Origin of the sequence: Dolichospermum planctonicum (assembly GCF_005402965.1) — a bacterium.
In the GTDB taxonomy this organism is placed as follows: domain Bacteria; phylum Cyanobacteriota; class Cyanobacteriia; order Cyanobacteriales; family Nostocaceae; genus Dolichospermum; species Dolichospermum planctonicum.
Window position 1 is genome coordinate 1 of sequence record NZ_BJCF01000073.1, and the last position, 13,847, is coordinate 13,847.

The following is a 13,847-nucleotide window of genomic DNA, read 5'->3' on the forward strand; positions in this document are numbered from 1 at the left end:
TCCAACTACCACTGAAATAGTTGATAAAGTTATTTCTGTTGCTCTCGATTTGATGAATCCTCAACATTTAAAAAATTGGTTCACTAATTGTTGTTACTGTACCTCATAACACCGGGAAGTGCTGTATCATTGACCATTTTCCATTTCCCGACCAGATAATCACCAATTTTAATTTTTGCTGGAGAAACTTATGGCTAGTTCTGAAAGTCCGAATGAAACTCTTGTTCAATATATCCAAAAATCAGACTTTGAATCGCTTTTAGAGGAGAAAGAATTGTTTGTGATGGACTGTACCGCAACTTGGTGCGGACCTTGTAAAATCGTTGCTCCTTTAATGGATAAACTAGCCCAAGAATACAAAGATCGGGTAAAAGTGGTCAAATTAGATGTTGGTGACGGCGAAAATCAAAGCGTTGCTAAAAAGTACGGTATTCGCAGTATTCCCGCAGTTATGTTTTTCAAGAATGGTGAATTATCAGAAACAGTTGTGGGGGTAGTTCCCTATGAGAAATTCACCACAGCTTTAAACAAAATACTTTCACCTTCTTGAGGGGGTTTTTCCATGCAGAGAGCGTATATATTTCCATGTCCTAATTGCGGTAGTGAAGCAAAACGTCAGTTTTTAACTGATGGAAAACTAGCTCACAAGCATTCTTTGATGAATCAAATTATCCGTACAGAGTGTCCAGTTTGTGACTACCTGATGGTAATGCGCTCTCTGGATGGTAGTGTAATTGAAGCTTATGCACCCGGAATACCAAGCAATTTTAAACCATTAACTACATCTCATCTTTCTCCGGAGGTTTGTGAAGAAGAAATATTAATGATGAGTGAATCTATTTCATTCTGCTCGATATTTTTCCATTTACCCAATCAAAATTCCACAGATTCATACTCATTACTTTAAGGATTTTAACCATGATGAAAGCTGAAGATATAATGACCACAGAAGTAATTACAATTCGTGGTTCAGCAACTGTAGCGGAAGCTGTAAGTTTGATGAAATCTAAAGGTTTACGTTCTTTAATTGTCGAACCTCGTACCGAAAATGATCCCTATGGCATGATCACCGAAACTGATATTGTTTATAAAGTTGCTGCCTATGGCAAAGACTCCAAACAAGTGCGAGTTTATGAAATTATGACCAAACCTTGTATTGTCGTCAATCCTGAGCTGGGAGTAGAGTATGTAGCTCGTTTATTTGCTCACACCCATATCCGTCGCGCTCCTGTAATTAAAGGTAAGTTATTAGGGATAATTTCTATTACTGATATTCTCAGAAAAAGTGACTTGTTTGAAAATCCTAAACGCATCTTTATTGAGGATGAAATAGAAGTGGCACGGGAAGAAGCGAGAGCAACTTGTACAGCCAAAGGTGATTCTTCTCGTGAATGTGCATCTGCTTGGGATATAGTAGAGGAACTTTTAGCAGTAGCATCTCATCAACGAGTAGCAAAGGAAAATATTCAGGAGAATATTGAATAATAGGCGTTGCTGAATTTGGGTATGATATTTATTAGCGATCGCTAGATGAATCGCACCTTTCGCCTATCATACCGGAAATCAGCAACGCCATTTCATGAAACGTCTCTACAATGTGGTTTACCTCAAGGATACCAGAAGCTACGCTAGGGCAGTGGTAAAGTTATTAACTGTCAGAGTACCAGTTAAACCTGTCACCTCAATGATGGCATCCGTAGTGGCACTAAATCCGGCGGTAGCGTCGTTAATAGCGACAAAGCTGCGACTACCAAAGGTAAATTGAGCAGCAGAGTTAGCTGTAAACACAGCAGTAGTTAACCTAGCTGCAATTCCGGTTGCATCAAGTGTTGTCACAGATCCGGCATTAGAGAATCCGCTGCGGGCAGTGGAAACGGTGAATTATCAAAAACAATTGTGGGGGTAGCTCCCTACGAGGAATTCACCACAGCTTTAAACAACATACTTTAACATTCTTCAGGGGGTTTTTCCATGCAGAGAGCGTATATATTTCCATGTCCTAATTAACGCAAAGGTATCAAGCTGTCGCCAGTAGTTTCCAAATCAACCGCAAGGAGAGATGATACTTATAACTAATAGATTAGTGTGTTTTAGATAAGGTATTGTTTTGAAGTAAAAATTTAATTTTGGGTTTTATTCTACCATTTTAGGAAAGCAAGCTAGAACCAAAATTACTTTTTAAATTCCGCTATCACATCTTCATAAATATCTGCCATTGTCAAAGTTAACTTCACTGAATCTAAATGTAATTTATCATCTTTTCCTAATACTTCCGTTGACCAATTTCCTTGATCATCTTGACGATAAACTTCTACTTTTATTTGATTTTGGTAAATTAGAACATATTCCTTTAGACTCTCTATAGTTTGATAATTAATGCGTTTTTCACGTTTGTCTATTGTTGCTGTGGAATTAGATAAAACTTCTATAATCAAATTAGGACGAGTTTTAAAGTACCTTTCCTTATCTTCAGGATCACAAGTAACAATAATATCAGGATAGTAGAATATATTAGCATTCCTGATTTTAACTTTTACTTTCATATCTGACACGAAAGCACGACAGGAACTCCCACGCAAATGGGGACGTAGTATAGCGTAAATATTACCAGCTATCAGGTTATGTTCTTCGCTTGCACCCGCCATTGCAAAAACTTGTCCCGCCACATATTCATGGCGAATATCGCTAGATTTTTCAGCTTCTAGGTATTGTTCAACACTAAAAATACTTAATGGAGATTGCATAATTTTGATTTGATGGCTGAGAAATTAGGTATAATTCTATTTTATTATATTAAAAAAACTTCCCATGAGCCAAACTGCGATAAATCTCGTTGCTATATCTATTTTCCTGATGACTTTTTCCACTTTATTAGGACCGTTAATACATCTTTCTCCCACAATACCAGCTTTAGCTACAGTGACGTTTTTAGGAATTGCAACTTTAGATAATTTCAGTTTTCAAGGTAAGGGAGGAACGATATTTTTAGACTTCCTGGCACGATTTTCTCCAGAATATAAAGAACGCATTTTACATCATGAAGCGGGTCATTTTCTCGTGGCTCACTTATTAGAAATTCCCATAACTGGCTATACTCTTAGTGCATGGGAAGCTTGGAAACAAGGACAACCAGGACAAGGAGGGGTATCAATAGATGATAAAGGGTTAACAACGCAAATAGAAAAAGGTGAAATTAGTACCCAAATTTTAGAGCGCTATTGTACAATTTTAATGGCGGGAATTGCTGCGGAAACTTTGATCTTTGATGCTCCTCAAGGTGGTGATGATGATAAAATTAAGTTAATGCAATTTTTACAAGTTATTGGTCTTTCTGAGCATATTTATCAGCAAAAACAACGCTTTCATTTGCTTCAATCTAAAAATCTGATTCAGGAGAATTGGGAAAGTTATCAAGCTTTGGTGGAAGCAATGAAAAAAGGGGTTGATGTTGAAGAGTGTAAAAAGGTGATTCGTGAGAGTGCGGCATAATAGAAATATAAATTATAGCTTGAGGACAGTGAAAAATGTATCAAACAGATCCGCCACTTTCCCCTAAAGAAACATTACCCACAATGTATGATCTACCGAGTGAAGATCCAGAGGAGAAAGGTTTGCCAGATCAATTCCATTTATTGCAACCACAATTATTATCAGAAACATTTGCACCTGCTAATTATCACAGTCAGGAAATATTTACAGGTAGTGACATGAATCTGTATTATGATTCTCGTCATCCATTGTGGTATAAACGTCCTGATTGGTTTGCGGTTTTAGGTGTACCATATTTATATGGTGATCATCAAGATTTAAGATTAAGTTATGTAGTGTGGCAAGAAGCTGTTAATCCCTATATTATCGTTGAATTGCTATCACCAGGAACAGAAAAAGAAGATTTAGGTCAAACATTGCGAGATGTGGAAAAACCCCCTGTTAAATGGGAGATTTATGAGCAGATTTTAAGAGTACCTTATTACGCAATTTTTGATCGTTATCAATCTGAGTTTAGAATGTTTCAGTTAAATGGCGATCGCTATACTGAAGCAAATTTAACAAATTCCCGCTTCTGGATACCCAGTATAGAATTAGGTTTAGGAGTTTGGGAAGGAAGTTATAAAAACGTCAATATGCCTTGGTTGCGTTGGTATGATAAAAATGGTAATTGGGTATTAACTCCCGCAGAATGGGAAAAACAACGCGCAAATCAAGAAAAACAACGCGCAGACCAAGAAAAACAACGCGCAGATCAAGAAAAACAACGCGCAGATCAAGAAAGACGAAAAACAGAAAAATTAATTGCACAATTGCGTGCTTTAGGTGTTGAACCAGAGATAAATTAAATAGACATCTTTGGTCATTAAATGTGCATAACCTGGAACTCTTGTAGGGACAATTCATGAATTGTCCTTACGATAATTTTCACAAGATGTCTAATATTTTTATATCCAATCTCCATCAGATCCTTGGAAATATAATTAAAGTATAGGAATTGATGGTAATTTCTATACTAATCTGTCATGGGAAATTCTGACAAAAAATGCTGAAAGCTGAATATTTTTCATCTTTGCTGTCATAAGTTATAAATAGTAATGATGCTTTTTGCAGATTTTCCTCAATTAATTAAATTTGATTTCTTAAACACTCATGTCTTCAACTCTCCAGTTTCTTAGCGGTAACGATATTCGTCAATTATTCCTCGACTTCTACACACAGCGAGAACACCAACCGCTTCCAAGTGCTTCCCTTGTTCCTGAAGATCCTACTGTGCTGCTGACTATAGCAGGTATGTTACCATTTAAGCCGATTTTTCTGGGACAACGGACACCGGAATTTAAACGCGCTACAACTTCCCAAAAGTGCATTCGTACCAATGATATCGAAAATGTGGGACGCACTAAACGCCATCATACATTTTTTGAGATGTTGGGGAATTTTAGCTTTGGTGATTATTTTAAAGCACAAGCGATCGCCTGGGGTTGGGAATTATCTACTCAAGTGTTTGGGATTTCCCCTGAAAATCTCGTTGTCAGTGTGTTTGAAGACGACGACGAAGCTTTTGCTATTTGGCGCGATACTATTGGTGTTACAGAAAAACGCATCAAGCGCATGGGTGCTGATGATAATTTCTGGGTATCGGGTATTACTGGTCCCTGTGGTCCTTGTTCGGAAATTTATTATGATTTTCACCCGGAATTAGGTGATGATCATATTAATTTAGAAGATGATGGGCGTTTTATCGAGTTTTATAACTTGGTATTTATGCAATATAATCGGGATGCTTCGGGAAATTTAACGCCGTTACAAAATCAAAATATTGATACGGGAATGGGTTTGGAAAGAATGGCGCAAATCCTGCAAAAAGTTCCTAATAATTATGAAACAGATTTGATTTTCCCAATTATCGAAACTGCGGCGAAAATTGCTAAAATTGATTATCACAAAAGTGATGAAAATAGCAAAACTTCCTTAAAGGTAATTGGTGATCATGTGCGTGCTGTAGTTCACATGATTGCTGATGAAATTCGTGCTTCTAATGTTGGTAGGGGTTATGTTTTACGGCGCTTAATTCGTCGGGTAGTTAGACATGGCCGATTAATAGGAATTGCTGGGGAATTTATTAACCAAGTTGCAGAAACCGCCATTTCTCTTTCGGAATCAATTTACCCCAATTTGCGACAAAGAGAAGCTGCTATTAAAGCCGAATTACAAAGAGAAGAAGTTAACTTCTTGAAAACTCTTGATAGAGGTGAAAAGCTATTAGCTGAAATTATCCAAGATATCAAACAAAAAGGATTAACTTCTATTAGTGGGGAAAGTGCTTTTACTCTCTATGATACCTACGGTTTCCCCTTAGAATTAACCCAAGAAATCGCAGCCGAAAATAACCTCACTGTTGATGTTGATGGTTTTAATGCAGAAATGCAAAAACAGGTAGAACGAGCAAAAGCAGCACACGAAACTATTGATTTAACTGTACAAGGTTCTTTGGATAAACTTGCAGAACATATTCACTCTACACAATTCATTGGTTATACCCAATTAACAACTACTGCAAAAATCGAAGTTTTGTTAGTTGCTGGTGTTTCCCAAGAAGCAGCAGAAGCAGGAACAGAAGTACAAATTGTTCTCGATAAAACTCCTTTTTATGCTGAATCTGGGGGACAAATTGGGGATAAGGGATATATTAGTGGTGATGGTGTTTTAGTCAGAATTGAAGATGTGAAAAAAGAATCTGATTTCTTTATTCATTTTGGATATATTGAACGTGGTACAATTAGGATTAGTGACAATATTACCGCCCAAATTGATCGGGGTTGTCGTCGTCGCGCTCAAGCTAATCACACAGCAACTCATTTATTACAAGCTGCATTAAAGAAAGTTGTTGATGAAGGAATTTCTCAAGCTGGTTCTTTGGTTTCTTTTGATAGATTGCGGTTTGATTTTAATTGTCCTCGCGCTTTAACCGGTGAGGAAGTTATCCAAATTGAAGAATTAGTAAATAGTTGGATTTCTGAAGCCCATGGTGCTACAATCGAGGAGATGCCCATAGCAGAAGCAAAAGCGAAAGGTGCAGTGGCCATGTTTGGGGAAAAATACGGTGATCAAGTGCGCGTGATTGATTTCCCAGGTGTTTCCATGGAATTATGTGGGGGAACTCATGTTAATAATACGGCGGAAATTGGCGTTTTTAAAATCATTTCTGAAGCGGGAGTTGCTTCCGGGGTGAGAAGAATAGAAGCGGTTTCTGGGGCGGCGGTATTGGATTATTTGAATGTGCGTGATATAGTAGTCAAAGATTTGTGCGATCGCTTTAAGGTCAAACCCGAAGAAATACCCGACAGAATCACCACTTTACAAACCGAACTTCGCAACAATGAAAAAGAAATTCAAAGCCTGAAATCACAAATAGCAATTGTTAAATCTGACAGCTTATTACAAACTGCGGAAATAGTAGGAGAACATAAAATTATTGTTGCTCAAATGGCAGATATTGACCCAGAATCATTAAAAGATGCTGCGGAAAGATTACTGCAAAAAATCGGTAATGGGGCGGTGGTTTTAGGTTCTATTCCCGAAGCCGGAAAAGTGAGTATCGTTGCAGCTTTTAGTTCTGAAGTGAATCACAAAGGTGTCCAAGCGGGGAAATTTGTGGGAACGATAGCGAAAATTTGTGGAGGTGGAGGTGGTGGAAAACCCAATCTCGCGCAAGCTGGGGGACGTGACGCAAGTAAATTACCGGAGGCTTTAGAAACAGCGAAAAATGATTTGTTAGCAGCGTTGAAATAGGATTTAGATCCCCGATTTTTTAATAGAAGTCGGGGATTTGAATTTATATTGTCACTGCAACTTTACCAACTTCTGTAGAAGGTTTGGGTATAGGTTTTCCATCTTCTTTCAATACTTCCAAATACAATTCTATAGCTTCTTTAATATTTTCTTGTACTTCTGCTAAAGTATCCCCAATGCTGACACAACCGGGTAAGTCAGGAACATAAGCACCCCAGTTTGTTTGACCACGTTCATAAATTACTGTGTATTCAATCATTATATTTCTCCTAATTTTGCTTGCTTCCAAATTGATGAAAGTGTACCTATGGGAATATCATCACTTGGTTTTCCAGGTACAACTACGATACCTGATTTATTTTCATTTTTGAGGATACGATGACTACCTCTAATGCGATCTATATACCAACCATCTTCTTCTAGGATTTTGAGAACTTCTTTAACTTTTATTGTTTACTATCATAGCGTGATTAGTGATTTATTCTGTTTAGAGAAACAGCACTAAGTAGGTGGACAGAGAAAAACCTAAGTATGTAACAAAAAGTAAAGTTGCCCAAAACCTCTTGTCTGTTCCCTGTTACCTTGTCATAACGACAATTTTCAACGCCAACCTACTACAGAGGTTGTGTGTTAAATTTTATTAAATCCATATAAATTACTACATTTAGTATGATACAATATAAGTATTAAAAAACTTACCGGAGAACTCTAATCATGATGATAATACAAAAAATCAATGAATATCAAAAATATTCATTTGAGCAAAAAACTATTCTTAGAGGAGCATTCACAAAGATAGACAGAGAAATAAAACGGATAAGATGGATGATTTATGAACAAAAAGGTTTTTGGATATTTAAAACCCATATATATTCTAAGGAGACTTTAATTAATGAATTACATTATGGAAAAATTGTAAAAATACTGGATAATGTTGAGCATCTCACAATGACGTGGAATGGACATGGTATTTTAACTCGTGATGGTATTGATTTTTTAAACCTAAAGCGCAAGGATATTCTAACGGAACTTGACAATATTCATAATGAAATAGCTAGGAGAGATCCAACTTGGTGGGAGCAAATTTACAGTGTTTTTATAGAGTTTACAAATTTTGTGAGAAATCATATTCCTCAATTTGCAATCGGTTTTCTCATGGGAGTTGCAAAGTATCCAGTTCTTCAGCCTTTAGTTAGTTTATTTTTACCATCTCCTAACTTTTCTAGTGTTGAAACTAAACTATTGGAACAAGCAATAGAAGATTATATAGATATTAATGCTGATGCTATAGACTAATTTATCCCCTTAGATACCCCACTTGTAAAAGAAATCAGGTATCTGAATGTTATAATAATTCTACTATCATTATTTCTCTGTTGTCTTCATTGAAAAAACTATGTTAAAAAGTGTAAAAATAGAGAATTTTCGAGGTTTCAAGTCTTTTGAACTTCAGCAATTAGGCAGAATTAACTTACTGGTTGGTGAAAATAATAGCGGAAAAACATCAATACTAGAAGCTATTCAGCTTTTATCTTCACGAACTAATCTTGAACCACTCGGCGAAATAATGATTAACCGAGGTGAGTATTTTTGGAGTGATGATCCAAGAGAAGAACGCGAACTTGATATTTGTCATTTATTTTATGATCATCAATTTGATATAGATAGTCAGTTTTCTATTTCAGGAATTAACGACAATGTTAAAGAAGAGTTTTATGTCAATATAGGAAGCCGAAAGTTACATATTGATGCTGATTTAGAAGAGTTGAATGAGTTAAATGAAGAAGTAAAAAGAGAACTTATTGACGAGTTATCAAGTAATCTCAAAAGCCTAAACTTCAGAGTAGTTTGGAATATAGAAGATGAAGCTAAAGAAATTTTAAATCTGCCTTTATTAGATAATAATTGCTTATCTTTAAGATATATTAAACGTTCTAGCCGGGACAAAAAAAATCAATTGTCTAGGACTGTATTTGTCAATTCTGCTTCTTTAAATACCACAAATATGAAAGAATTATTTGAGGCAGTTGTATTAACTCCCGAAGAAGAACTAGTAACAGAAGCTCTGAAAATTATTGATCCAAAAATTGAACGTATTGCTACAGCAAATGTTCAAAAATCTACTCAGATGGCAAGATTACGTTCTGCTGCTGATTCACATACTGGTTTTTTTGTGCGTCTTAGTGATAAAAAACAACGTGTACCTATTGGCAGTATGGGAGATGGAATTTGGCGAATATTAGGACTTGCACTAGCTATAGTATCAGCTAAAGATGGATATTTATTTGTAGATGAAATAGATACTGGACTTCATTTTACTGCAATGTCTGATATGTGGAAAATGATTTGGGATACAGCGAAAAGACTAAATGTCCAAGTTTTTGCCACTACACATAATAGTGATTGTTGGCAGAGTTTAGCTGATATTGCAGAACAAGAAAATGTAACTAATGATGGTATTAGAATTCATAGAATTGAAAAAGGTAAAGAAAAAAGTATAGTTTTTAATGAAGCACAAATTGTTATTGCTGCTGAAAGAGAATTAGAGGTACGTTAGCAATGGCAAAACATTATCACCCCAAAAGGCTATTAGTTGAAGGTCAAGATGATTTACGAGTCATACCAGAATTAATTGAAAAAAATGGAATTTATTGGGGAGCGAAAAAAGAGGAAGCAATTATATCAATTCAAGAATGTGGAGGTTATGAAAATATTACTTATGACCTGATATATACAGAATTACAAACTGGAAGATGTACACATTTAGGTTTAATGGTAGATGCAGATGATAATGCGTCTTTACGTTGGCAAAGTATCAGAAATGCTTGTTTGCAAATTGAAAGTATTTCTCATCTTCCTGAACAAATACCAGAAACAGGATTAATTATTAATACACAAGATGATAAGAAAATTGGTGTTTGGATTATGCCAGATAATATTATCGAAGGGATGTTAGAAACATTTTTAGGTTATATGATTCCAGAACAGGGAGAATATATTTGGCAATATGCACAGGATGTAGCAAGAGAAGCAAAAAATAAAGGTGCAACATTCAAAGAATCTTATATTGATAAAGCGGAAATTTATACCTGGTTAGCATGGCAAGATGAACCAGGTAGACAAATACATCAAGCCATCAAGTATAATATTTTAAATCCGCAGACTCCCAAGGTGCAGGGTTTTATTAATTGGTTTAAGGATTTGTACGATTTGTAATTTCAAAATTTAAAGACAAAAATATCACCATAAATTTTTTGTCAAATCAAACAAACTGCTAGACTATAATTATAACTTAGTTGAGCAAGTAGAAGCGATCGCCTACATTGACAACCGATAAAACCTATAAATTAAAATTATGACCCTCGCACAAGAAACACCCTACTATTCACCCCAAGAATACCTAGAATTAGAGGTAAACTCAGAAATACGTCACGAATATATCAACGGATTAATTATACATAAGACAGGTGGAACACCCAATCACAACCAACTTGCACTTAATTTCAGTGGTACACTCAATTATCTTCTTAAACGTCAACCTTATCAAGTCTTTGTCACGGATCAACGTCTTTGGATTCCCAGCAGAAAAATTCATACCTATCCTGATATTATGGTCGTGAAAACTCCCTTAGAGTATGAAGAAGGAAGAACCGACACTTTAGTAAATCCTGTAATGATTGCCGAAGTCTTATCAAAATCTACTAAAGGCTATGATAGAGATGAAAAATTTGCAGCTTATCGGACAATTACCACCTTACAAGAATATATTTTAATCGACCAGTACACAATGCACATTGAACAATATTGTAAAACCGATAATAATCAATGGATATTTTCCGAATTTACAGATGGAAATATCAACTTAAATCTAGCCTCTATTTCCTGTCAAATGATATTATCAGATATTTATGATAAAGTAGATTTCAACATACAAGAATAAAAATAAAAACCTCAATCTGCGCCTCTGCGTGAGATCATCATAATTATAAATATCAAAGGAGTCAATAAAAATGAGTCGCATTAATCCCTATAGATTACAAATGCAAATTACCCAAATGTTCGCCCAAGGACAATCATTTTTTGCACTTACTAAAGTCCAAGATTGGTTAAAAGAACATAATCACAATCCTTTAGATTATGAGGTTATCTTCCACAAAAAACCCGCACCTCCCGGTTCTCAAGAAGTCATGGTCATAGAAATAGAACTCAAACGTAAGGACGGACAACCTGTAGATTCTTGGTTACAACAACAAGCAAATTTACAAGCCTAATTAGTGAAAATCATCAATCTTCAATCCCTGCATTTTGAGAAAATCAGGGATGAAAAATTATCTATAAAAATTATCTATAAAAATTATCTATAAAAATTATCTATAAAAATTATCTATAAAAATTATCTAAATCCGCTATTACCTTGTAAACCTCCTGTATGTATTAATAGTAAAGATTCGGACTTGAAAAAACCTTCTTTGATTAAATCCATAACTCCATAAAACATTTTTCCGGTATATATATAGTCTAAAGGTATGTGATGTTGTTGTTCAAAATTATCACAAAATAGTTTTAATTCATCTTTTACTTGAGCATAACCACCAAAATGATAATTACAAATTAATTCCCAAGGTGCGGGAGAATTGACAGGTGCGGGTAAGTCAGAATTTAGATAATTTCTGAGTAAATTATTAATATCTTGATTGAGAAAATCACCACCTTTTAAAATAGGAAAACCAATCACTTTTTGTGGTTGATTTAATGATAGTGTTATCCCTGCTAATGTTGTTCCTGTACCACAAGCTAAACAAACAGTATTAAATTCTTTAATTGTCTCTAATATCTCTATACAACCACGCATACCGTTTAAATTACAACCACCTTCAGGAATAATAAATACTTTCCCAAATCGCTGTTTTAATTGGTTTTGTAATTCCTCTGTATGGCGTTGTTTATATGTCTGACGATCAATATATACTAATTCCATACCTTGTGTAACTGCAAATTGTAAAGTAGGATTTAAAGGGATATTTTCTTCTCCACGAATTACTCCAATAGTGCGGAAACCAAATATATTTCCTGCGGCTGCGGTAGCATAAATATGATTAGAATAAGCACCACCAAAAGTCAGAATTGTGGATAAATTTCTCTGTTTAGCTTCGACAAGGTTATATTTTAGCTTAAACCATTTATTACCGTTAATTTGGGGGTGCATCAGATCAAGACGCAAGATGTATATTTTAACACCTGCTTTGTCAGCAATTGGCATATTAATTTTTTGAATGAGTGGTGTAAAAAAAATTGACGACATTTCCAAAATAAGATAATTAAATATATGTGTTACCAAAATCCAATTGGGTAAAATACTTTTTTGATCTACACCACTGATATATTGAAAATATTGCTTTTTTCAGTTGAGCAGAAATGATCCCATTTGCTCAAATTTGCGGTTTCACTGATGTTGTCAAGTTAAAATTAATGTACCGTTATCAATAATATAGCAATTCTTGATCATGTCTAATCAACGCCTAATTCAAAGTATATACACAGATGGTGCTTGTACAGGTAATCCCGGTCCTGGGGGTTGGGGTACAGTTATCTATTTCTGTGATGGTTCAGTTCACGAAATGGGTGATTCATTCCAGCATACCACTAATAATAAAATGGAAATGCAAGCGGCGATCGCGGCCTTGGAATTTTTTAAATCATCTGGACAAACTCAACCTATTACCCTGTACACTGATAGTGAATATCTGATTAATTCTATTACTAAATGGATGCCCGGTTGGAAAAGGAAAGGCTGGAAAAAATCAGATGGTAATCCTGTACAAAATCAAGACCTTTTGGAAACCCTTGATCAACTTAATAGCCAATTGATAAAATGGCAGCACGTTCGCGGACATTCTGGTAATATTGGTAATGAACGCTGTGATGCGATCGCTCGCTGCTTCGCTAATGGTAAAACCCCTAACCTACAACAGTTATTCTCCAACTCTGTTTACGAAACTTTACCTAAAATCAGTGAAATGAGTGAATCACTAGTATCTGATTATCCGATCAACTCTACAATAATAATTAATCAAAATACACTGGAAAGCAGTTCATCTGTATCAGATATAACCATTATGGAACCTTCTACCGCTCCAACCGCGACTACAACCAACGAACAACCCATTGAAATGAGGGTTTCACAACTTCGTAACTTAGTGGAAACTTTGCGTATTGCGGACGAAATTGCCGAAAAAGGCTACCTAATCACCAGTTCAGAATTAGCAGACTTAATGAGTGTTCACTCTAGCGCCGTTACTAGCAGAGGTGATGAATGGCGCTGGCGAAATTGGATAGTTTCACGGGTAAGACGTGAAGGTAATCAAATTCTTTGGGAACTTGAACGTGGAGACAAAATAGAAACCGAAGTAGAGTAAATTACCCACCACTTCCCTTCGGGTAAGTGGGGGCTTTTAAAGCCCAGAGTTTACCCGACTAAGTGTTAAATCACTACGATTTTCAGGTCATCTCACCTACAAATACGCAGCCAGTTTGTAGCTGCTGAGGTTAACAGTTAAACAGGC

The 13,847-nt window shown here is 35.7% G+C and carries 17 protein-coding genes; 12 read left to right on the plus strand and 5 right to left on the minus strand.

Annotation, left to right across the window (positions count from 1 at the left end; translation table 11 throughout):
* The first annotated feature begins 190 nt into the window (after positions 1-190).
* The 3 genes from trxA to FFO06_RS19630 are packed head-to-tail and all read left to right on the plus strand — an operon-like array spanning position 191 to position 1,485.
* On the plus strand, positions 191-550 hold the full coding sequence (trxA, locus tag FFO06_RS19620; RefSeq protein WP_137909536.1) for a thioredoxin: 360 nt from the start codon (positions 191-193) through the stop codon (positions 548-550).
* Positions 551-562: 12 nt separating this feature from the next.
* A complete protein-coding gene (locus tag FFO06_RS22500) occupies positions 563-907 on the plus strand; it encodes a hypothetical protein (protein ID WP_306420261.1) in 345 nt (114 codons plus the stop codon).
* Positions 908-918: 11 nt separating this feature from the next.
* Positions 919-1,485 carry a CBS domain-containing protein gene (locus tag FFO06_RS19630; RefSeq protein WP_137909537.1) on the plus strand — a complete coding sequence of 189 codons (567 nt, stop codon included), beginning with the start codon at positions 919-921 and terminating at the stop codon, positions 1,483-1,485.
* A 138-nt stretch (positions 1,486-1,623) separates the two neighbouring features.
* Here FFO06_RS19630 and FFO06_RS19635 read toward each other — a convergent pair whose 3' ends face one another.
* Positions 1,624-1,836, minus strand: coding sequence for a bluetail domain-containing putative surface protein (locus FFO06_RS19635; RefSeq protein ID WP_190372289.1), 213 nt, complete (start codon positions 1,834-1,836; stop codon positions 1,624-1,626).
* Positions 1,837-2,171: 335 nt separating this feature from the next.
* Entirely contained in the window at positions 2,172-2,744 is a 573-nt protein-coding gene (locus tag FFO06_RS19640; protein WP_137909538.1) for a Uma2 family endonuclease, read from the minus strand.
* Positions 2,745-2,808: 64 nt separating this feature from the next.
* Here FFO06_RS19640 and FFO06_RS19645 point away from each other — a divergent pair, with 64 nt between their 5' ends.
* From FFO06_RS19645 to alaS, 3 genes are all read left to right on the plus strand, one after another.
* Complete coding sequence (locus FFO06_RS19645) at positions 2,809-3,489, plus strand: ATP-dependent Zn protease (protein ID WP_137909539.1); 681 nt, start codon at positions 2,809-2,811, stop codon at positions 3,487-3,489.
* Positions 3,490-3,524: 35 nt separating this feature from the next.
* The gene (locus FFO06_RS19650; RefSeq protein WP_137909540.1) at positions 3,525-4,337 is read left to right on the plus strand and encodes a Uma2 family endonuclease; all 813 of its coding nucleotides are present in this window, start codon (positions 3,525-3,527) and stop codon (positions 4,335-4,337) included.
* 304 nt (positions 4,338-4,641) lie between these two features.
* Positions 4,642-7,284, plus strand: coding sequence for an alanine--tRNA ligase (gene alaS / locus FFO06_RS19655; protein ID WP_137909541.1), 2,643 nt, complete (start codon positions 4,642-4,644; stop codon positions 7,282-7,284).
* A 43-nt stretch (positions 7,285-7,327) separates the two neighbouring features.
* Here alaS and FFO06_RS19660 read toward each other — a convergent pair whose 3' ends face one another.
* Positions 7,328-7,543 (minus strand): type II toxin-antitoxin system HicB family antitoxin, encoded by a 216-nt coding sequence (locus FFO06_RS19660; RefSeq protein ID WP_137909542.1) that lies wholly within the window; start codon positions 7,541-7,543, stop codon positions 7,328-7,330.
* On the minus strand, positions 7,543-7,734 hold the full coding sequence (locus FFO06_RS19665; RefSeq protein ID WP_137909550.1) for a type II toxin-antitoxin system HicA family toxin: 192 nt from the start codon (positions 7,732-7,734) through the stop codon (positions 7,543-7,545). Before FFO06_RS19665 ends, FFO06_RS19660 begins: the two co-directional genes overlap by 1 nt.
* Before the next feature lie 264 nt (positions 7,735-7,998).
* Between FFO06_RS19665 and FFO06_RS19670 the strand changes: the two genes are divergently transcribed.
* The 5 genes from FFO06_RS19670 to FFO06_RS19690 all read left to right on the plus strand — a co-directional run bounded on the left by FFO06_RS19670 (position 7,999) and on the right by FFO06_RS19690 (position 11,555).
* On the plus strand, positions 7,999-8,580 hold the full coding sequence (locus FFO06_RS19670; RefSeq protein ID WP_137909543.1) for a hypothetical protein: 582 nt from the start codon (positions 7,999-8,001) through the stop codon (positions 8,578-8,580).
* Positions 8,581-8,680: 100 nt separating this feature from the next.
* Positions 8,681-9,841, plus strand: a complete 1,161-nt coding sequence (locus tag FFO06_RS19675) for an AAA family ATPase (RefSeq protein ID WP_137909544.1) — start codon at positions 8,681-8,683, stop codon at positions 9,839-9,841.
* A 2-nt stretch (positions 9,842-9,843) separates the two neighbouring features.
* Positions 9,844-10,500, plus strand: coding sequence for a DUF3226 domain-containing protein (locus FFO06_RS19680; RefSeq protein WP_137909545.1), 657 nt, complete (start codon positions 9,844-9,846; stop codon positions 10,498-10,500).
* Between the two features lie 139 nt (positions 10,501-10,639).
* Positions 10,640-11,224, plus strand: coding sequence for a Uma2 family endonuclease (locus FFO06_RS19685; RefSeq protein ID WP_137909546.1), 585 nt, complete (start codon positions 10,640-10,642; stop codon positions 11,222-11,224).
* 70 nt (positions 11,225-11,294) lie between these two features.
* On the plus strand, positions 11,295-11,555 hold the full coding sequence (locus FFO06_RS19690; RefSeq protein WP_137909547.1) for a hypothetical protein: 261 nt from the start codon (positions 11,295-11,297) through the stop codon (positions 11,553-11,555).
* Positions 11,556-11,677: 122 nt separating this feature from the next.
* Here the strand turns inward: FFO06_RS19690 and FFO06_RS19695 are convergent, their stop codons facing one another.
* Positions 11,678-12,586 carry a 1-aminocyclopropane-1-carboxylate deaminase/D-cysteine desulfhydrase gene (locus FFO06_RS19695; RefSeq protein WP_137909548.1) on the minus strand — a complete coding sequence of 303 codons (909 nt, stop codon included), beginning with the start codon at positions 12,584-12,586 and terminating at the stop codon, positions 11,678-11,680.
* Between the two features lie 202 nt (positions 12,587-12,788).
* Between FFO06_RS19695 and rnhA the strand changes: the two genes are divergently transcribed.
* The gene (gene rnhA, locus FFO06_RS19700; RefSeq protein WP_137909549.1) at positions 12,789-13,700 is read left to right on the plus strand and encodes a ribonuclease HI; all 912 of its coding nucleotides are present in this window, start codon (positions 12,789-12,791) and stop codon (positions 13,698-13,700) included.
* The last annotated feature ends 147 nt before the right edge of the window (positions 13,701-13,847 follow it).